Origin of the sequence: Flavobacterium pectinovorum (genome assembly GCF_900142715.1) — a bacterium.
In the GTDB taxonomy this organism is placed as follows: domain Bacteria; phylum Bacteroidota; class Bacteroidia; order Flavobacteriales; family Flavobacteriaceae; genus Flavobacterium; species Flavobacterium pectinovorum.
This window is the reverse complement of sequence record NZ_FRBX01000003.1, coordinates 224,154-242,383: the sequence shown is the minus strand read 5'-3', so window position 1 is coordinate 242,383 and position 18,230 is coordinate 224,154. Positions and strand designations below refer to the sequence as shown.

The following is an 18,230-nucleotide window of genomic DNA, read 5'->3' as shown; positions in this document are numbered from 1 at the left end:
TATAAAAATAACAATATGAACTTGACTAATTTTAATAGAAATGAAGAGTTTTTTGTAGATCTGCAGCGCTGTATTGGCTGTAAAGCCTGTGAAATGGCTTGTGCAGAATGTGAAACAAACGGTCAGGAATCACTAATTAGCGTGAATTATGTCGAGCGTTCCTCAACAATTCAAACAACAGTACAGGTTTGTATGCATTGCGAAGATCCAGTTTGTGCAAATGTTTGTCCCGCTGATGCTATTTCGCAAGATGAATTTGGTGTTGTCCACACAGCAAATACCGAAAGATGTATTGGCTGTTCGAATTGTGTTATGGCATGTCCGTTTGGGGTTCCTAAAAAAATGGAAGAATACGATTTAATGATGAAATGCACCATGTGTTACGACAGAACAAGCGTTGGTAAAAAACCAATGTGCGCCACAGTTTGTCCAAGTGGAGCATTATTTTACGGTACAAGAGAACAAATTGAAGAAATGAGACCTAATAGTACGCCAATTAATACGTTCATTTTTGGACAGGAAACCGTAAAAACCAAAGTAAATATTATGATGCCAAAAGGCAGTAATGAATTAAGAATATATTAAAATCTAAATCCATGTCAAAAGAAGATAATTTAAATCAAAACTGGAAAAAAGATTTCCCAATACAAAAGCAGGAATCAACACAAGTAAGCCGACGTGATTTTGCTAAATTCCTGACTTTTGTTTCGGGAGGATTAATGATAGGAAGCGGATTTGTTGCCGCCAAAGCTTATTTATTGCCAAAAGAAAGCGTGCAGGGTGAACATTTTATTTGTGATAAAAACGAAATTCCGGTAGGAGGAACAAGAGGTTTTGTAATCGAAGGAAGTACAATTCCGTATATTTTGATACATCTCGAAAGTGGCGATTTTAGAGCTTACGAACAAAAATGCACGCACTTATCCTGTTCTGTTTTTTATAAACCCGGAACCGGAATTATACATTGTCCGTGCCACGAAGGATCATTTGATGCCATGACCGGCGATGTAATTGCCGGACCACCGCCAAGAGCTTTGCCACAACTAGAAGTATTTTTTAAAGAAAATGCCGTTTATGTAAAAGCAATGATTCAGGAAAAAGAAAGCTAATATCAACTAAAAACAATTATCATGAGTACTTTTAGAAGAAGTCAGAATCGTGTAAATCCCAATAAGCTGAATAATATACTTTCGACACTTATTTTTATTTTAATTTTAAATGTCAGTATTCAGATTTGGTTGTTATATGCATCGTTAAACAACGCATTAGAAAATAATAAAGAGATCCTGTTACCAGCGTTTGTAGCATCTGCGATTTTATTTTTTATTGGATTTTCCTGGCTGTATTATCTTCCCAAAGGAAATTTCCAAAACAAGTAATTTGATTTAAATAACATGTGAAAGCTATTTGATTGGTTTTTCTAAAAGAATTAGAAGAATTAAGCTTAAATTTATAATCTTTTTAAATTTTAGATTATTAATTAATAAAACTAAGTAAAAATACTTATATTTGCAATAAGTATTTTGCTTGTCTATAAAATAGCAGCCATGATTCAAGTCGAACAAGCCTTATCAATTATTGCAGAGAACAGCACTACAATGCCAGTTCAAAAAATTTCAGTGCAGAAGGCATTAGGATATATTTTGGCCGAAACGATTTATTCGCCAATCAATATGCCGCCTTTTCGACAATCTGCAATGGATGGTTACGCTTTTATTCACAGCGAAAAACATCAATATGACGTAATTGGTATTTCGCAGGCAGGAGATCATACTGATATAAAATTAAAAGAAAATGAAGCCGTACGTATTTTTACCGGAGCTTTTGTTCCTAAAGATGCTGACACTGTTGTAATGCAGGAACATGTTATGGCAAACGAAAACTCAATTTTGATTACCAAAATGCCGAAACAATTTACAAATGTTAGGGCAAAAGGAGAACAAATAGTAAAAGAAGATGTTGTTTTTGAAGCCAATACTTTGATTACACCAGCTGCAATTGGCTTTTTAGCGTGTTTGGGAATTACAGAAGTTGAAGTCTATAAAAAACCTAAAGTTGCTATTTTAGTAACAGGTAATGAATTGGTAAAAGCAGGTAAGGAATTGCCAAAAGGAAAAATTTACGAAAGTAATTCGGTAATGCTTCAGGCAGCTCTTCAGACTATCGGAATTAAAAAAGTGAAAAGTTTTAAAGTAAAAGATAATCTTAAAGCAACGAAAAAAGCCTTAAAAAATATTCTTCCAAAATTTGATATTGTTTTAATTTCCGGTGGAATTTCTGTTGGAGATTATGATTTTGTAAAAGAAGCATTATTAGAAAACGGAGTACAAGAGCTATTTTATAAAATTAATCAAAAACCCGGAAAGCCAATGTTTTTTGGTTCAAAAAATGAAACATTAGTATTTGCTTTGCCAGGGAATCCCGCTTCATCGCTAACTAATTTTTATATTTATGTATATCCGGCAATTAAAAACAGGATGGGATTTTCGGATATTCATTTACCAAAACTGGTTCGAAAATTGAATACAGGATTTATAAATACAACTGGAAAAACATTATTCCTAAAGGCGCTTTACGACGAAACCAATGTAACAATTCTGGAAGGCCAAAGTTCAGCAATGTTAAATACCTTTGCTATAGCTAATAGTTTATTGATTGTGCCGCATGACAAAGAATCGCTAAAAAAAGATGAACAGGTGACTTTGCTGCCAATAAATTAGAATTAGATAATTGAGATAATTTGAAAATAAGATAATTGAATATGAATTGTAAAATGCGGTATGTAAAATAAAACATATCAAACTTGAAACTTGAAACAAAAATAAACCTGAAACATAATATAAATGAATCTCCTTAGTTCCGAAAATATTCTTCTGTTCAGCTTTGCTTTAATCGTGATTGCATTTTTATACTCTAGTGTTGGGCACGGCGGTGCATCTGGATATTTGGCTTTGATGACGATTTTTGCTTTTCCGGTGGCCATTATGAAACCTTCGGCATTGCTTTTAAACTTGTTTGTTTCGAGTATTTCATTTTTCTTTTATTACAGAATGAATTATTTCAAACCAAAACTTTTTTATCCTTTTGCAATAGCGTCAGTTCCGGCCGCATTTATTGGTGGTTTTATAACTTTAGATAATACAATTTATAAGATCATTTTAGGAATTGTATTAGTTTTTGCAGCACTTAGATTGTTTGGTATTTTTAATTTTAAAGAAAAAGAAGCAGTAGAAATAAAGTTGCCTTTTGCACTAGCAATAGGTTTTGCAATTGGTTTATTATCCGGAATGTTAGGAATTGGCGGCGGAATTATCCTGAGTCCGATTTTATTATTTTTAGGATGGGCTTCGGTAAAAGAATCGGCAGCTATTTCGAGTTTGTTCATTTTTGTAAATTCATTTGCAGGAATGCTGGGTTTCTTTTTAGGAGGAAAAACAGTTCCGATGGAGAGTTTTTATTTAGTTCCGATTGCAGTTGTAGGAGGAATTTTGGGTGGATTTTACGGAAGTGGTAAATTTTCAAACAGAACATTAAAAATGGTTTTAGGAGCAGTAATTTTAATGGCAAGCATAAAATTGATTTTTCCGTAAAATTGAAAATTGAATGTAAATATACATAACGGACTCCACGGTTGAAACCGCGCGCTATGTCTGAAAAACGATTAAAAGAAATGCTAGGAACATAGCCAACGGTTTCAACCGTTGGGGATAAATGAACAACGATATGCTTCCCGAGGTTGAAACCTCTGGCAATGTTAAAAGTAGATGAAAGAAATGTTATATAAACATAGCCGCCGGTTTCAACCGTCGGGACAAAGATTGGCAAAACCTGAAACCTGAAACAAAAATAACCTGAAACAAAAAAAGCCATGGAAACATTAAAAGTTTTTATTCTTTGCGGAGGAAAAAGTTCTCGAATGCAGTCAGAGAAAGGATTGGTTTTGTTTCAGAATAAACCGTTTATAGAACATATAATTCAGGCAATTTTGCCTATTACAGATAATATTACATTAATTACAAATACAAAAGAATACGATTATTTGCCCTATACAAAAATACCGGATATTGTTACAGATAAAGGTCCGTTGGGAGGAATTTACACAGCACTATCGAATTCTGAATCTGAATTTAATTTGATTTTAAGTTGTGATATTCCATTAATTTCAACCGAATTATTGTCGGAATTAATATCAAAACAGAATGATGAAGCCGAAATTTCGGTTTTTGCCTCAGAGAGCAGAATGCATCCGTTAATCGGAATTTATTCAAAGAAAGTATTGCCTGTTATCAAAAGCGCAATTGATAACGACGATTTAAAAATGATGAATCTAATAGCGAATGTTCCGCATCAGATTATCAAAATTGACGAAAGTGAAAACTTTCATTTAACTAATATTAATTCGGCAGACGAATTAAACGATCTGAATATCAATTTAAGTTAAAAGTTATGCGAAATTCAAAAACACCAAAATTAACGATTGTAGGCGCAGGTCCCGGTGACGCTGAATTGATTACTTTAAAAGCAATTAAAGCCTTAGAAAATGCCGATGTGGTTTTGTACGACGCACTGGTAAACGAAGAATTATTGCAATATGCGACAAAAGCAGAAATTGTTTTTGTAGGCAAACGTTTGGGTTGTCATGCTTACACGCAGGACCAGATTAACGAATTGATTGTGTCAATGGCCAATCGTTATGGCCATGTCGTTCGCTTAAAAGGCGGCGATCCTTTTATTTTTGGAAGAGGAAGTGAAGAAATTGAATATGTAGAAAAATTTGGTCTGGAAACAGCCATTGTTCCCGGAATTTCATCTGCTTTGGGCGTTCCGGCTTCGGTTGGAATTAGTTTAACGCAACGCCAGATTGCAGAAAGTTTTTGGGTAATTACCGGAACAACTTCAAATCATAAATTGTCTAAAGACATTCATTTGGCTTCAAAATCGGCTGCGACCGTAGTTATTTTGATGGGAATGCATAAATTAGAAGAAATTATTTCTATTTATAAAGAAAACAGAACGGATGATTTGCCAATTGCTATTATTCAAAACGGAACAAAAAATACGGAACAAAAAGTGGTTGGAACTATCAGTTCAATTGCTAAATTGGTATCAGAAAATAAAATTTCTTCGCCGGCCATTATTGTCATTGGCGAGGTAGTGAAAAATACATCAAAATTAACTTCTTATTTTCAGGAACATTTTGACGATGAATTTATTTTTCAGAATTTAAATTTATAAAAATGATTGAGATTAAATATTTTGGAGCTGTCGCTGAAAAAACCAAATGCGAGTTTGAAAAGATAGTTTCTTCTGAAATTTCATTGCAGGAATTACTGCTGGATTTAGAAGAAAAATATCAATTTAACTCACTGTCATTTAGTGTAGCAGTAAACCAGAAAATAGTACCAAAAGCAACAGATTTTACTTTGAAAACAAGTGATATAGTAGCTTTATTGCCTCCGTTTGCAGGAGGATAAAACAAAATTTATGAATACATCTGAACGCTATAACAGACAAATTATTCTTCCGGAAATTGGAGAAGTTGGGCAGTATAAATTATTAAAAGCAAAAGTTTTAGTAATTGGTGCAGGAGGTTTGGCATCTTCTATATTGCCTTATTTAGCGGCGGCAGGCGTTGGCGAAATTGGAATTGTAGATGATGATGTTATCGAAATTTCGAATTTGCATCGTCAGGTAATTTACAAAAGTTCGGCTGTTGGAAAATACAAAGTCGATGAATCTAAATTGATGATTTCTGAATTGAATCCATTAATAAAAGTAAATGCGATCGTAGAGAAATTGTCTGGCAAAAACGCGATTTCGTTATTTGAAAAATATGATATTATTGTTGATGCGACTGATAATATATTTATAAAATATTTAATAAATGATGCCTGTTTAGTTACAGATAAACCAATGGTTTATGGCTCTATTTTCAGGTTTCAGGGACAGGTTTCAGTCTTCAATTATCAAAACGGACCCACTTACAGATGTTTATTTCCGGATGAAAACGTGCAATCTTTAAATTGTGAAGATGCCGGAGTTATTGGGATTTCGGTTGGAATTATTGGAATGCTTCAAGCGAATGAAGTGATCAAAATGATTCTGGAAATTGGAGAAGTGTTGAGTGGTAAAATACTTGTTTATAATATTTTAAATAACGAACAGCAAAAGTATGACTTTGAAAAGAGTACAAATTTTGTAATGGATAAAGAAGCTTTTGAAGAAAAGTATAAAGAAGTTGAAAATCAGGTTGAAGAAATTTCTGTTTCAGCAATTTTAAATGAAATTGATAATCACGAAGTTCTTTTTCTGGATGTTAGAAATGAAGATGAGGTTCCGAAAATTAATTTCAAAAATGGTATACGGATTCCGTTAATGAATTTAGAAAACGAATTCAAAAAACTGAATCCAAATCAAACGATTTATGTTTATTGTCAATCCGGAATCAGAAGTAAAATAGCAGTTGAATTGCTTCAGAAAAAAGAATTCAAAAATGTAAAAAGTATTGCCGGAGGAGCTTTAGCAATGAAACAATTATTGAAAGAAGAGAAACTAAGCTTATAAAGGATAGCACACAGATTCAACGGATTAAACAGATTGAACACAGATTTTTAAAGTCATATTAATTGCTTCATCTGTTCGCTTTTATTTCATCGCTTGGATTGTCGAAAAAAAAGAAGATCAGTTAAAACCTGTGTAAATCTGTGGGCAAACTCACAATCTATTTTATAATAATTTGTGGCAAAAAAATAATAAAAAATGAGTAAAAATGTATTTGTAGAAGGACCAATTGCTCCTGAATTTATAGCAGAATCTATCGCAAAACATCAATCGAAACATACTATTGGTGCGCACAATATTTTTCTGGGTCAGGTTCGTGCCGATGTGATTCACGACAATACTGTAGTGGCGATCGATTATTCGGCTTATACCGATATGGCAAATGAAGCTTTACACGCGATTCGAGAAAAAGCATTTGCTAAATTCGATTTGACCTGTATGCATATTTATCACAGTTTAGGCGTGGTAAAAGCAGGTGAAATTTGTTTATTCGTATTTGTTTCGGCAACGCGACGCAAACAGGTTTATGAAGCGACGGAAGCTATTGTAAACTGGATAAAAACCGATGTGCCCATTTTTGGTAAAGAAATGTTTGAAAACGATACATTCACCTGGAAACAAAATACCTAACAAAATATAATGGTAGATATTACGCATAAAATAAGCACGTTAAGAGCTGCAACAGCCACAGCAATTGTAAAAGTTAGCAAACAGGAAACAATTGATGCTGTGGTGAATAATTTGGTTCCGAAAGGAAATGTGCTGGAAATGGCAAAAACAGCAGGATTATTTGCTGTAAAAAACACGCATTTGTCGATTCCGGATTGTCATCCGATTCCAATCGAATTTACTTCGGTAGCATATAAAATTGAAGGTTTAACAATTCAGATTATCTTCAATGTAAAAACTGTTTACAAAACCGGAGTTGAGGTCGAGGCGATGCACGGCGCGTCTATCGTGGCGCTGACGATGTACGATATGCTGAAACCAATTGATAAAGAGATTGAAATTTCGACTATTAAATTAGTGAATAAAGAAGGCGGAAAATCTTCTTTTAAAAATAAATTTCCAAACGCAATAAAAGCAGCGGTTTTTGTTTGTTCCGATTCGATTTTTGCCGGAGAAAAGGAAGATCGTTCCGGAAAAATTATTGTCGAAAAATTAACTTCTTACGGAGTTGAAACAACCCATTATGAGATTATTCCTGATGAAATTGATATTATTCAGGAAAAAACGAAGGCTTTTGCCGAAGAAAATCAGTTGGTAATTTTTACGGGAGGAACCGGATTATCACCAAGAGACGTAACTCCCGAAGCATTGTCGCCATTACTGGAAAGCAGAATTCCGGGAATTGAAGAAGCAATTCGCGATTACGGACAACAAAGAATGCCATACGCAATGTTATCAAGAACAGTTGCAGGAACATTAGGAAAAAGTTTGGTTTTGGCTTTGCCGGGATCAACAAACGGAGCCAGAGAATCAATGGACGCTGTTTTTCCGCATGTAATGCACGTTTTTCATATTTTAAAAGGAAAAAATCATGACACTCTCTAAAACCATTTTAACGGATGATTTTGGGCGAAAACACAATTATTTGCGTATTTCGTTGCTGGAGAAATGCAATTTGCGTTGTACGTATTGCATGCCTGCTGATGGGATCGCATTGTCTCCAAAAGCCAGTTTAATGACTGCCGATGAGATTTTAGCTTTAGCCCAGACTTTCGTAGAAAATGGTGTTGATAAAATTAGATTAACAGGCGGTGAGCCTTTATTAAGAAAAGATTTTCCGGAGATTATTTCGAAATTATCAACTTTAAAAACGTCACTTTCGATTACCACAAACGGAATCTTAATTGATCGTCATATTGATGCTTTAAAGCAGGCTAAAATCAAAAAGATCAATTTGAGTTTAGATACTTTGGTTGCATCAAAATTTCATTCTGTAACACTTAGAGATCAGTTTGAAAAAGTAATTAGTAATTTGCATTTGCTTTTAAATCATGATTTTACGGTAAAAGTTAATGTAGTTTTGATGAAAGGTTTTAATGATAATGAAATTATAGATTTTATTAAATTAACCCAGTTTCTGCCAATATCAGTTCGGTTTATTGAGTTTATGCCTTTTGCCGGAAACGAGTGGGACAGGAGCAAAATGGTTTCTCAAAATGAGATTTTGTCTCAGGTAGAAAGTGTTTTTTTATCTGAAGAAATTCAGAAATTAGAAGACGAAAAAAACTTTACAGCGAGAACATATAGAATAAAAGGTTTTCTGGGCGATTTCGGAATTATAAGTTCTATTACGAATCCGTTTTGTGATGGCTGCAACAGAATCCGCCTTACGGCAAACGGGAAAATAAAAAATTGTCTTTTTTCTAATTCAGAAACTGATTTGCTGACACCTTTTAGAAATGGTGAATCTATCGAAAACTTAATTTCCGTATCGATTAAAAATAAAAAGAAAGTCAGAGCCGGGATGGTTACGATTGAAGAAATGGATGATCCTTCTTTGCATTTTGATAATCGCAGTATGATTGCAATTGGGGGATGATTCCTTCGACTTCGCGAGTGCATTGTCATTTCGAGGAACGAGAAATCACACTCGTAACTCGTAACTCTACAAAGATTGGCGATTTTGATTGCGAAGCTTCTTGTGTGATTTCTCGTTCCCCGAAATGACAAATTAGACGTTTAAAACAAAAAAAGGCTCAACTCCATATAAAGTCAAACCTTTCTATTCTTATTTTTTCTTCTTCGATTTCGCTTTACTATCTTTCTTTTTTGCAAGCTTTTTTAGTTTCGCCTTAGCTTTTTCTTTCTCTTTTTTTGCTTTTTCTTTCTTTTTAGTTTCAGCTTTTAGCTTTGCTTTCTTTTCTTTTTCCAGCTTTTTTATAACTGCTTTAATCTCTTTTTCTCTTCTTTTTGCTTTCTCTTTTTTCTCTTTTTGCTTGTTTTTAGCATCTTTCAACTTATCTTTTATACTCTTAAAAACGGTTACTTCTTGATTTTCTATTGGCTGCTTTTCGTCAGTTTTTTTATCAATCGTAGAGATTTCTATAATTTCAGGAGTTATTGTTCCTGTCTTTGCAGTTGATCCCGTCGTTCTTTTTATAATTGCTTTTGGAGTATTTGCAGAAGCTGGTTTTACAGGTGTTTTTGCTGTTGTTGCAGGTGCTTTTGTTGCGGTTCTCGGCGCTCTCTTAACAGGTGTTTTTATAAGAGGTTTATCCGTTTCCGGAATGCTTTCTGTAATTGGCGCTATTGGTTCTTCGGCAGGAATATCTGTGTTTTTTACGGCTGATGTTCTTGGTGTTCTTTTTATCATAATGGTATTTTTAGTTGAGTAAATTGATTTCACTAAGATAAATGAAGTTGTTATTCATCAAAAGATAAATTCTTAGCTAGTTAAATTTAAGCAATAATTAAATACAAGAATGTTAAGATTTTTATAAGTCGTTTATTATAATTGCTTTAGTTAAAGATCTTGCCTTTAATTTTCTACAATTTCTAAAATCCTGAAATTACTCTTTGGAGCTTCACAAAGTGAGCAGCAATAGCTTTCTGGCAAATCAGTAAATAAAATGCCTTTTGGAATATTTTGGCTTTCGTCTCCGTATTCTGATTTATAAAGTGTTAGGCATTCCTGGCACTGATAAATATCCAATTGTGCTTTCTCCTTTTTCTGAGGATTTTCGGCTATTTCAGAAGTAGAATTTCCGAGTTCATCGAAATATTTTCGGCTCAATTCAATTAAAATTGTGGGCAATTCAAGTTTGTCAATATCTTGAGAATGCACGATATATTCTCTGGTATTTGGATCGAAATTCTTTGCAAACAAAACATTATAAGTATCTCTGATTTTTATGGATTCTAAATCTTTTGGCAAGTCATTTTTTTCGACCACAACCGAAGTAAAATAATGGCCATCGCGATTGTATTCTGATATTCCAAAGGTTAATCCATAAGTACTAATATCAAATTGATCTAACGTACGAACTAAAAATGTTTTAAGATTCAAAGCCCATTCCATGGCAACAGGCAAGTGCCAGTTCAGTTCCAGTAAAGAATGACGAACATTAATTCCTTTTTTACCCAGGAATTTTTCCCATTCCAGTTTTCGGTCTTTCGGAATTCCTTTTATAATAAATGATTTCCAGGGCGTGATGCAGATTTTTCCAATTTTGCAGTCAAAACACAAATCACACATTTCTTTCAGAAAATCCAGATCATATAAATTATTTCTCCAATATAAACCCAGCCAATATTGATCAATTCCCATTCGGTTCATACCTTCATAATACGGAAAAGGATAAAACGGAACATTTAAAGGTTTGTCAATTGTTCTGTTGTTGGTGTCTAAAATTTCACTAACCAAACTAAAAATCATATCAATTCCGTATGATTCTTCGCTTACGATTTTCTCGATTTCATAATAGAATTTTGCAATATCCCAACTGTAAATCAATACGGGATAAACTTCCATGCGTTCCCATTTTGGCAAACGAATATATAAAAACCAATAATCTTCATGCTCTGAAGCAATAAAATTAAGATGGCCGGTAAATAACGGAACCAGTTGTTGTTTAGGATCTGTGATATTTACTTTTAATTTGGGCTGTTCCTTAAATTGTTCTAAAATATATAAAAACATATTGCCGGTAAGCCAGTTTGTGTTCCTGAAAATATCAGTAGAAACATAGGAAGAAACAATATTATTACCGCTTGTTTGATCGGGAAAAACAAAATGATGTTTACCCAATTTTTCTTTATCTGAAGATTTTAACCCTTTCGGAAAAATAATATCTTGTCTGGAACCGAAGGAAATCGAATCTAAACCCTGATCCATAGCGATATTAACCACTTCCCGCAATTCTCCCGGCGAAATAACGCCTCCTTTTACTATAAGTCTTGTCAATTCCATTCTTTTAGTTTTTTTAGTTTCAAGTTTTTTTTGTTTCAGGTTTCAGGTTGTTGGATTGTGTTGATCTAACCGCAAAGGTCGCAAAGGTTTTTCGCAAAGTTTCGCAGAGTTTTTTTAGTTTATGTTTACTAAATAGTCAAAGTCCGCAAAGTTTTGAATAAAGATTTTAGCGTTTAGCTTTGTGAACTTTTTTCGATAGAAAACAAACTTTACACACAGTATATAAGCCTTTGCGAAACTTTGCGAAAAACCTTTGCGACCTCTGCGGTAAAATTTATGTTCAAAGCAAAGTAACTTGAAACATGAAACTAAAAAAAACTTGAAACATTTTTTTAAACTTTACACTTTGCTAATATCTCTTTTACTTCTGTCTTACAACTTCCGCAGCCTAATCCTGCACCGGTATTTTTACATAAATCGGTAAAATTGTTAACGCCACTTTTAATGGTTTCTTCAATATTTCCGGCTCCAACCTGACTGCAGGAACAAACTAATTTTCCTAAAACAGGTTTTGCGTTTGAACTTCCTCTCAGAAGAGAATTACGTTTGTCTGATAATTCGATTTTGCTTTCAATCATCGTTTTAAATTCGGCAAACTCATTTTTGTCGCCCATTAAAATCGCGCCAACAAGCAAATCATCTTTTACAATACATTTTTTGTAATAGCGTTTTTTCAAATCGGCAAAAACAATTTCTTCATATGAATCATCATTTTCGGGAATTTCGATATCGCCAATGCTGCACAGGTTTATATCTTCTAATTTTAAAATATTCATAAGAATCGAACCTTTGTAATAACTGCTAATATCGCCAGCCAAAAAGTTGGCTAAAATATCAGCCTGCTCTTCGGCCGCAGAAGTGATTCCGAATAATTTATTATCAAATTCAGCTATTTCTCCAATAGCAAAAATATCAGGATTCGACGATTGTAAATATTGGTTTACCTTTACACCTCGACCACAAATCAAACCTGTTTCGCGGGCAATTTCGATGTTTGGAATTGTTCCGATAGTATAAACAATCGCATTTGCGGTAATGATTCGCCCACTTTTTAAAGCGATTTCTATTTCATTGTCATTCTCAGTTTCAAAAACGGTACTCACTTCATTATCAAAGTAAATTTGTATATCACGAAGCTGAACTTCTTCTGCCAGTAATTTACTCGAAATTCGGTCTAATTGACGTTCCATCAAACGTGAAGCTCTTTGAATAATAGTAATTTTTACCTTTTTATGTTTTAAAGCGGCGGCCAATTCTAATCCTAGTAAACCGCCGCCAATGATAACAACATGTTGTTCTTCGGTAGGTAAATTGGTATTGTCCAGGTATTTTTTTAAACGATCGGCATCTTCTTTTCGTCTCACGGTAAATCTGCCGGGTAAATGAAGCTGGGCATTTTCTGGTACAAAAGGACGGCTTCCGGTTGCCATAATCAATGAATCAAAAGTATGCAGATTGCCCAGATTATCTAAAACCGTTTTGTCATTTGCGTTTATTTTATCAATTGCCACGCCGGCATTCATGGTAATTTTCAGCTTGTTTAAAGCTTCTCCATCTTTTACTTTTAAAAGTTGTTCCCAGGTAAATTCGCCCGTCATATATTCAGGAAGCAATACGCGATTGTAGAACGGGTTTACTTCATTTGAAAAAACAATAATTTCGTCGGTAGAATTGAATTCACGATAGTTTTGAATAAATCGAAAAGAAGCAGCTCCTGCGCCAACGATAACAATTTTTTGAAAAGGCTTTACATATTTGGTAATCGCAACTGTAGTATATTTAAAATCAGGTTCTTTTGAAATGGGATCGACAACCGTATTGGTTAAATTATTGGTTCTGTTTAAATCATTTTCGAGTTGTTTCCCCCAATGCATTGGCAGAAAAACTACTTTTTCTTTTATAGTATCCGTAACTTTTGCTTTAACCCGAACTTCTCCGTTTTTACTCGAAACGGTAACAATATCACCATTTTTAATGTCGTTTTTATACGCATCGATTGGGTTAATTTCTAAAACAGGACTTGGTGTATGCGTCATTAATCGCGATACTTTTCCGGTTTTTGTCATCGTATGCCATTGATCGCGAACGCGGCCTGTTGTGAGAATAAATGGATATTGCGGACTTGGTTGCTCTGAAGTATTTTCAATTACTGTTGGTAAATTGAAAATTGCTTTTTGCGATGGCGTATAGAACTTTTTGTCTGTAAAAAGGCGGGGAGTTCCCGGATGCCCGTAATCCGGAACGGGCCATTGAAAAGTACCTTCGGTTTTTAAACGATGATAATTTAAAAATGAAATATCAATATTGGTATTTTTGGTTAATGCGCAATGTTCTTTGTAAATTTCCTCGGCGCTATTAAAATTGAAACCGTTGAAATTCATTTTTTTAGCGAAACGAATTAAAATCTCAATATCCGGAAGTGCTTCTCCGGGAGCGTTTATTCCTTTTGGCAAATACGAAATTCGACGTTCAGAATTGGTCATTGTGCCTTCTTTTTCTAACCAGCCTGCAGCCGGTAATAATAAATCGGCATATTTTGAAGTATCTGCATTATGCGAAATATCCTGAACTACTACAAATTTGGCATTTTGTAACGCTTTTTCGATTCGGCGTGAATCAGGCAAACTTACTAACGGATTGGTGCAGATAATCCAAACGGCTTTCATTTTTCCAGATTCCAATGCTTCAAACATTTCTGTTGCAGTTAAGCCCGGTTTGTCTGAGATTTCGTCAACACCCCAAAAATCGGCCACCTCCTTACGATGTTCCGGATTTGCAATGTCTTTGTGCGCAGCCAAAAGTGTTGCCATTCCGCCCACTTCTCGTCCGCCCATTGCATTGGGTTGTCCGGTTAAAGAAAATGGTCCGGAACCCGGTTTACCAACTTGGCCCGTTAATAATGATAAGTTTAGTAAAGCCGTATTTTTATCAACGCCAACGGCACTTTGATTCAATCCCATTGCCCAAAGCGAAATAAATCCTTTTGCTTTACCAATAATATCTGCAGCAAGTTTGATGTCGTTTACAGAAATTCCGCAAAGTTTTGAAGCTTTTTCTAACGAAGTGCCTAAAACTAAATCTTTATATTGTTTGAAATTTTCGGCATTATTTTTTACAAAATCATGATCAACGTGTCCTTTTTCGATAATGCGTCTCGCGATAGCATGATACAATATAATATCAGATCCGGGAATAATCTGTAAATGCAAATCGGCGAAAGCCGCTGTATCGGTTCGCCTCGGATCAATTACTATGATTTTTATTTTCGGATTTTTCTCTTTGTGTTTTTCTATTCTTCGAAATAAAATAGGATGGCACCAAGCCGGATTTGCGCCGGTAATTAAAAAAGTATCTGCCAATTCAATATCATCATAAGCAATTGGAACAGAATCTTCTCCAAAAGTTTTTTTATAACCCACAACCGCCGAACTCATACAAAGTCTGGAATTGGTATCGATATTATTGGTTTTTAGAAATCCTTTTACTAGTTTGTTTACCAGATAATATTCTTCGGTTAAACATTGCCCTGAAATATAAAAACCAACGCTGTCAGGACCATGTTTTTTGATAATTGAAGTAAAAACGGCAGCGGCGCGATCAAGAGCTGTATCCCAAGTCACGCGTTCAAGCGGATAAGATTTACTGCCTCGCATTTCCGGATATAAAATTCTATCTGAAGTATCATTGACTACGTAATGCAAATTCATCCCTTTAGAACACAACATTCCTTTATTTACCGGGTGGTCTTTGTCGCCCGTTACCATAACACCATTTTTAGCGTCATTCGTAACGATAATTCCGCAGCCGACGCCACAATATGAACAGGTAGTTTTGATTTTGGTATTTTGCATTACAGCTTCTTTTTTAAATACAACTATAGTAATTATGCCCAGTCGTAAATGCCTCACGTATTTGACTTAGACAAAAATAAGTATTTTTACGTATAAATACGTATTTTTTGAAATTATTTTTATATTTTTGATGAAAATAAATGAGGAACAACAAATTAGTTTTTAAATCGATTAAAATTTAGGACTTATGAAAGAAGAGCAGCCCATTTGTTATTCCTGCGCCAACGAAAACTGTTTTATAAAAAAACACCTGCATCTGGAACAAATGAAACAATATGTTCAGAAGAAACATAGTTTTGTTTGCAAAAAAACGCAGCAGTTTATTATTGAAGGTGCTCCAATTCAGGGACTTTATTTTATTTGTAAAGGAAAAGTAAAAACGGTTAAAACCGGAATTAACGGCCGTGAACAAATTGTTCGTCTCACCAAAAACGGAGATACGATTGGTTTTCGTGGTTTCGGAACAAGTAAACGCTATCTGATTGGTGCTTATGCTCTTGAAGATACGGTTTTATGTAATTTTAGCAATGAAACCATGATGGAAATTCTTCAGAGCGTTCCTGAATTTACATATGCCTTAATGTTGTTTTATGCCGATGAACTTAATAAAAGCGAAAACAATATCCGAAAAATTGCCCATATGAATGTACGGGAACGCGTAATCGATTTGTTATTGTACATTCACCGAAAATTTGGACAAATAAACGGTCTAATTGACATCGAACTGTCACGAAAAGAAATTGCCGATTTCGCCGGAACTACTGAGGAACAAGTTATTCGTGTGCTTTCAAGCCTAAAAAAAGAGTCACTAATAAAAACAGTCGGCAAGAGAATAGGCATCCTCGCCATTCCAAAACTTCAGTCAGAAATCATGGAACATAAGTACTTTTAGGAGGGGAAAAAGTTTCAAGTTTCAGGTTTCAGGTTTTGACCTATTCCGGTTAAAACCGCTGGCTATGTATATCAAATTCATTTTCAAATATAGCCCGAGGTTTCAACCTCGGGAGACGTATTGTTTGGCGTCTCGTGCTCCCAAAGGTTAAAGCCGTTGACCATGTTTATTAATTCGTTTTTTCAAATATAGCCCGAGGTTTCAACCTCGGAGACGTATCGTTTAGCGTTTCATGCTCCCTACGGTTAAAACCGTTGGCTATGTTTTATCATCCAGGGGTTTACCAATCCCAACTGTAAATCACATTCCTCTTCTTCCCAACAATTATCTAATTTTCAAATTGGCACATTATCTAATTAAGTTGAACTACGTAATAACTAAAATCCCTTATTTTACTGACATTCGCCTTAGCTTCATGCGAAAACGCAGAAAACAAATTGACTTTAAAACGCTTTTTATGGGTTAAAAAAAATGTTTTGATATGGCATAAGTATTGTACTTAAGTATTTATACGTATGTAAATTTGCTTCATACAAATCAAACCAAATTATTATGAGCAAATTAACCAATCCAATATTAAAAAACCACAACACTATTTTTGCATCAAAAATTTCAAGATCTATTCTATTAGGTTTTGTACTTACAATCTTAGGAAGCTATGAAGCAAAAGCGCAATTTACATTTACAGGTCAGTTAAGAGACCGTGTTGAAATGCGTGCCGGACAAGGAACGTTACAACAACAAGGCGATAAAGCAGCTTTATTTACAAGTCAGAGAACAAGATTAAATGCCGGATATTCCGGATATAGATTTAAAATTTTTACAGCACTGCAAGATGTTCGCGTTTGGGGGCAAGATGCTTCATCAATCAACAGAACGACAACAGAAGCAAATAACGGAATTTTATTGCACGAAGCCTGGGCCGAGATTTTTTTGAATGATACAGTAAGTACGATTCAGAATTTGTCTATAAAAGCAGGACGTCAGGAGATTTCCTATGATGATCAAAAAGTCTTGGGAAGTTTAGATTGGTTACAACAAGGAAGACGTCATGATGCGATCGTTTTTAAATTTGCTAACAAAGGCTGGATTGCAGATGTTGGTGCTGCTTTTAATCAGAATAAAGAAAATAATACAGGAACAATTTATAATGGTACAAATCCGGCTTATGGCGCAGGAACTAACGGAATTGGCACCATGTACAAATCATTCCAATATGCTTATGTTGGCAGAAAATTCTTCTTTGGCGACTTGTCTTTTTTATTCTTCAAGGATGATTTCAACAAATATACTTTAGTGACTGCAGGAACGCCAGCGGTAACTACAAAAGTAAACGGAACCGGAGTTTGGAGCAGAAATACAACCGGAATTTACTTCAACACCAATGTAACCCGAAAATTAAATTTGACAGGAAGTTATTACTATCAGGGAGGAAAAAACAAAGATGGAAGATCATTAAACGCCAATTTATTTTCGATTACATCAACTCTGCAAGTAGGAAGAAAATTGTTTATTGGTCCCGGAGTTGATTTTTTATCTGGAGATGACGGAACTAAAACGGTTACGGCCGATTCAAAAGACAATCGATTTGATCCGCTTTACGGAACACCTCATAAATTCTGGGGAAGCATGGATTATTTTTATGCAGCGAATGGTTTTGGAAAACAAGGTTTACTGGATTACTTCTTCAAAATAAAATATAATGCCAAAGACAATCTAAGTTTTGCATTGGATATTCACGGTTTTGAATCGGCAAATACTTTATCTAATGGTGCAGGCGGAAAACTAAACTCTTATCTGGGAACTGAACTTGATTTGCTGGTAAAATACAACCTGACTAAAATCGTCAATATTGAAGCAGGTTATTCTTTCATGAAAGCTACAAATTCTATGGCTTCTGCAGCGGTTAAAAATGTTGCCAATGCCGACTTAAACCCACAATTTGCTTATGTAATGCTAAATATCAAACCTAATTTTTTAGCTAAAAAATAAAAACAAATAACTTTTA

The 18,230-nt window shown here is 34.5% G+C and carries 17 protein-coding genes; 14 read left to right on the top strand and 3 right to left on the bottom strand.

Annotation, left to right across the window (positions count from 1 at the left end; all coding sequences use genetic code 11):
• Positions 1-15 precede the first annotated feature (15 nt).
• The 12 genes from BUE22_RS11720 (at position 16) to moaA (ending at position 9,109) form a co-directional block, all read left to right on the top strand.
• Entirely contained in the window at positions 16-585 is a 570-nt protein-coding gene (locus tag BUE22_RS11720; RefSeq protein ID WP_073395193.1) for a 4Fe-4S dicluster domain-containing protein, read from the top strand.
• 11 nt (positions 586-596) lie between these two features.
• Complete coding sequence (locus BUE22_RS11715) at positions 597-1,109, top strand: QcrA and Rieske domain-containing protein (protein ID WP_073395192.1); 513 nt, start codon at positions 597-599, stop codon at positions 1,107-1,109.
• A 21-nt stretch (positions 1,110-1,130) separates the two neighbouring features.
• Positions 1,131-1,379: a DUF6755 family protein gene (locus BUE22_RS11710; RefSeq protein ID WP_073395191.1), complete on the top strand. Its 249-nt coding sequence runs from the start codon at positions 1,131-1,133 to the stop codon at positions 1,377-1,379.
• A gap of 168 nt (positions 1,380-1,547) precedes the next feature.
• A complete protein-coding gene (locus tag BUE22_RS11705; protein WP_073395190.1) occupies positions 1,548-2,720 on the top strand; it encodes a molybdopterin molybdotransferase MoeA in 1,173 nt (390 codons plus the stop codon).
• Positions 2,721-2,843: 123 nt separating this feature from the next.
• On the top strand, positions 2,844-3,590 hold the full coding sequence (locus BUE22_RS11700; protein WP_073395189.1) for a sulfite exporter TauE/SafE family protein: 747 nt from the start codon (positions 2,844-2,846) through the stop codon (positions 3,588-3,590).
• Between the two features lie 278 nt (positions 3,591-3,868).
• Positions 3,869-4,441 (top strand): molybdenum cofactor guanylyltransferase, encoded by a 573-nt coding sequence (locus BUE22_RS11695; protein WP_073395188.1) that lies wholly within the window; start codon positions 3,869-3,871, stop codon positions 4,439-4,441.
• 5 nt (positions 4,442-4,446) lie between these two features.
• Entirely contained in the window at positions 4,447-5,235 is a 789-nt protein-coding gene (cobA, locus tag BUE22_RS11690) for a uroporphyrinogen-III C-methyltransferase (RefSeq protein WP_042563013.1), read from the top strand.
• Positions 5,236-5,237: 2 nt separating this feature from the next.
• Complete coding sequence (locus tag BUE22_RS11685; protein ID WP_073395187.1) at positions 5,238-5,474, top strand: MoaD/ThiS family protein; 237 nt, start codon at positions 5,238-5,240, stop codon at positions 5,472-5,474.
• Between the two features lie 10 nt (positions 5,475-5,484).
• Positions 5,485-6,564: a HesA/MoeB/ThiF family protein gene (locus tag BUE22_RS11680; protein ID WP_073395186.1), complete on the top strand. Its 1,080-nt coding sequence runs from the start codon at positions 5,485-5,487 to the stop codon at positions 6,562-6,564.
• A gap of 195 nt (positions 6,565-6,759) precedes the next feature.
• Positions 6,760-7,191, top strand: coding sequence for a molybdenum cofactor biosynthesis protein MoaE (locus BUE22_RS11675; protein WP_042563010.1), 432 nt, complete (start codon positions 6,760-6,762; stop codon positions 7,189-7,191).
• Positions 7,192-7,200: 9 nt separating this feature from the next.
• On the top strand, positions 7,201-8,115 hold the full coding sequence (gene moaCB / locus BUE22_RS11670; protein WP_073395185.1) for a bifunctional molybdenum cofactor biosynthesis protein MoaC/MoaB: 915 nt from the start codon (positions 7,201-7,203) through the stop codon (positions 8,113-8,115).
• A complete protein-coding gene (gene moaA / locus BUE22_RS11665) occupies positions 8,102-9,109 on the top strand; it encodes a GTP 3',8-cyclase MoaA (protein WP_073395184.1) in 1,008 nt (335 codons plus the stop codon). Before moaCB ends, moaA begins: the two co-directional genes overlap by 14 nt.
• Before the next feature lie 189 nt (positions 9,110-9,298).
• On the opposite strand, the gene BUE22_RS23845 is transcribed toward moaA, so the two are convergent.
• The 3 genes from BUE22_RS23845 to BUE22_RS11650 all read right to left on the bottom strand — a co-directional run bounded on the left by BUE22_RS23845 (position 9,299) and on the right by BUE22_RS11650 (position 15,330).
• The gene (locus BUE22_RS23845) at positions 9,299-9,883 is read right to left on the bottom strand and encodes a hypothetical protein (RefSeq protein WP_207761277.1); all 585 of its coding nucleotides are present in this window, start codon (positions 9,881-9,883) and stop codon (positions 9,299-9,301) included.
• Between the two features lie 165 nt (positions 9,884-10,048).
• Positions 10,049-11,479 (bottom strand): rubredoxin, encoded by a 1,431-nt coding sequence (locus tag BUE22_RS11655; RefSeq protein ID WP_073395183.1) that lies wholly within the window; start codon positions 11,477-11,479, stop codon positions 10,049-10,051.
• Between the two features lie 332 nt (positions 11,480-11,811).
• The gene (locus BUE22_RS11650) at positions 11,812-15,330 is read right to left on the bottom strand and encodes a nitrate reductase (RefSeq protein WP_073395182.1); all 3,519 of its coding nucleotides are present in this window, start codon (positions 15,328-15,330) and stop codon (positions 11,812-11,814) included.
• 187 nt (positions 15,331-15,517) lie between these two features.
• Here BUE22_RS11650 and BUE22_RS11645 point away from each other — a divergent pair, with 187 nt between their 5' ends.
• Complete coding sequence (locus BUE22_RS11645; protein ID WP_042563004.1) at positions 15,518-16,222, top strand: Crp/Fnr family transcriptional regulator; 705 nt, start codon at positions 15,518-15,520, stop codon at positions 16,220-16,222.
• A 552-nt stretch (positions 16,223-16,774) separates the two neighbouring features.
• On the top strand, positions 16,775-18,214 hold the full coding sequence (locus BUE22_RS11640; RefSeq protein WP_207761278.1) for an alginate export family protein: 1,440 nt from the start codon (positions 16,775-16,777) through the stop codon (positions 18,212-18,214).
• Positions 18,215-18,230 lie beyond the last annotated feature (16 nt).

What these genes read in the sequence shown, in the direction of transcription:
- BUE22_RS11685 (WP_073395187.1), top strand. Translation starts at nt 5,238, where the DNA reads ATGATTGAGATTAAATATTTTGGAGCTGTCGCTGAAAAAACCAAATGC.
- BUE22_RS23845 (WP_207761277.1), bottom strand. Translation starts at nt 9,883, where the DNA reads ATGATAAAAAGAACACCAAGAACATCAGCCGTAAAAAACACAGATATT.
- BUE22_RS11640 (WP_207761278.1), top strand. Translation starts at nt 16,775, where the DNA reads ATGAGCAAATTAACCAATCCAATATTAAAAAACCACAACACTATTTTT.
- BUE22_RS11715 (WP_073395192.1), top strand. Translation starts at nt 597, where the DNA reads ATGTCAAAAGAAGATAATTTAAATCAAAACTGGAAAAAAGATTTCCCA.
- cobA (WP_042563013.1), top strand. Translation starts at nt 4,447, where the DNA reads ATGCGAAATTCAAAAACACCAAAATTAACGATTGTAGGCGCAGGTCCC.
- BUE22_RS11720 (WP_073395193.1), top strand. Translation starts at nt 16, where the DNA reads ATGAACTTGACTAATTTTAATAGAAATGAAGAGTTTTTTGTAGATCTG.
- BUE22_RS11675 (WP_042563010.1), top strand. Translation starts at nt 6,760, where the DNA reads ATGAGTAAAAATGTATTTGTAGAAGGACCAATTGCTCCTGAATTTATA.
- moaCB (WP_073395185.1), top strand. Translation starts at nt 7,201, where the DNA reads ATGGTAGATATTACGCATAAAATAAGCACGTTAAGAGCTGCAACAGCC.
- BUE22_RS11710 (WP_073395191.1), top strand. Translation starts at nt 1,131, where the DNA reads ATGAGTACTTTTAGAAGAAGTCAGAATCGTGTAAATCCCAATAAGCTG.
- BUE22_RS11705 (WP_073395190.1), top strand. Translation starts at nt 1,548, where the DNA reads ATGATTCAAGTCGAACAAGCCTTATCAATTATTGCAGAGAACAGCACT.
- BUE22_RS11645 (WP_042563004.1), top strand. Translation starts at nt 15,518, where the DNA reads ATGAAAGAAGAGCAGCCCATTTGTTATTCCTGCGCCAACGAAAACTGT.
- moaA (WP_073395184.1), top strand. Translation starts at nt 8,102, where the DNA reads ATGACACTCTCTAAAACCATTTTAACGGATGATTTTGGGCGAAAACAC.
- BUE22_RS11700 (WP_073395189.1), top strand. Translation starts at nt 2,844, where the DNA reads ATGAATCTCCTTAGTTCCGAAAATATTCTTCTGTTCAGCTTTGCTTTA.
- BUE22_RS11680 (WP_073395186.1), top strand. Translation starts at nt 5,485, where the DNA reads ATGAATACATCTGAACGCTATAACAGACAAATTATTCTTCCGGAAATT.
- BUE22_RS11695 (WP_073395188.1), top strand. Translation starts at nt 3,869, where the DNA reads ATGGAAACATTAAAAGTTTTTATTCTTTGCGGAGGAAAAAGTTCTCGA.
- BUE22_RS11655 (WP_073395183.1), bottom strand. Translation starts at nt 11,479, where the DNA reads ATGGAATTGACAAGACTTATAGTAAAAGGAGGCGTTATTTCGCCGGGA.
- BUE22_RS11650 (WP_073395182.1), bottom strand. Translation starts at nt 15,330, where the DNA reads ATGCAAAATACCAAAATCAAAACTACCTGTTCATATTGTGGCGTCGGC.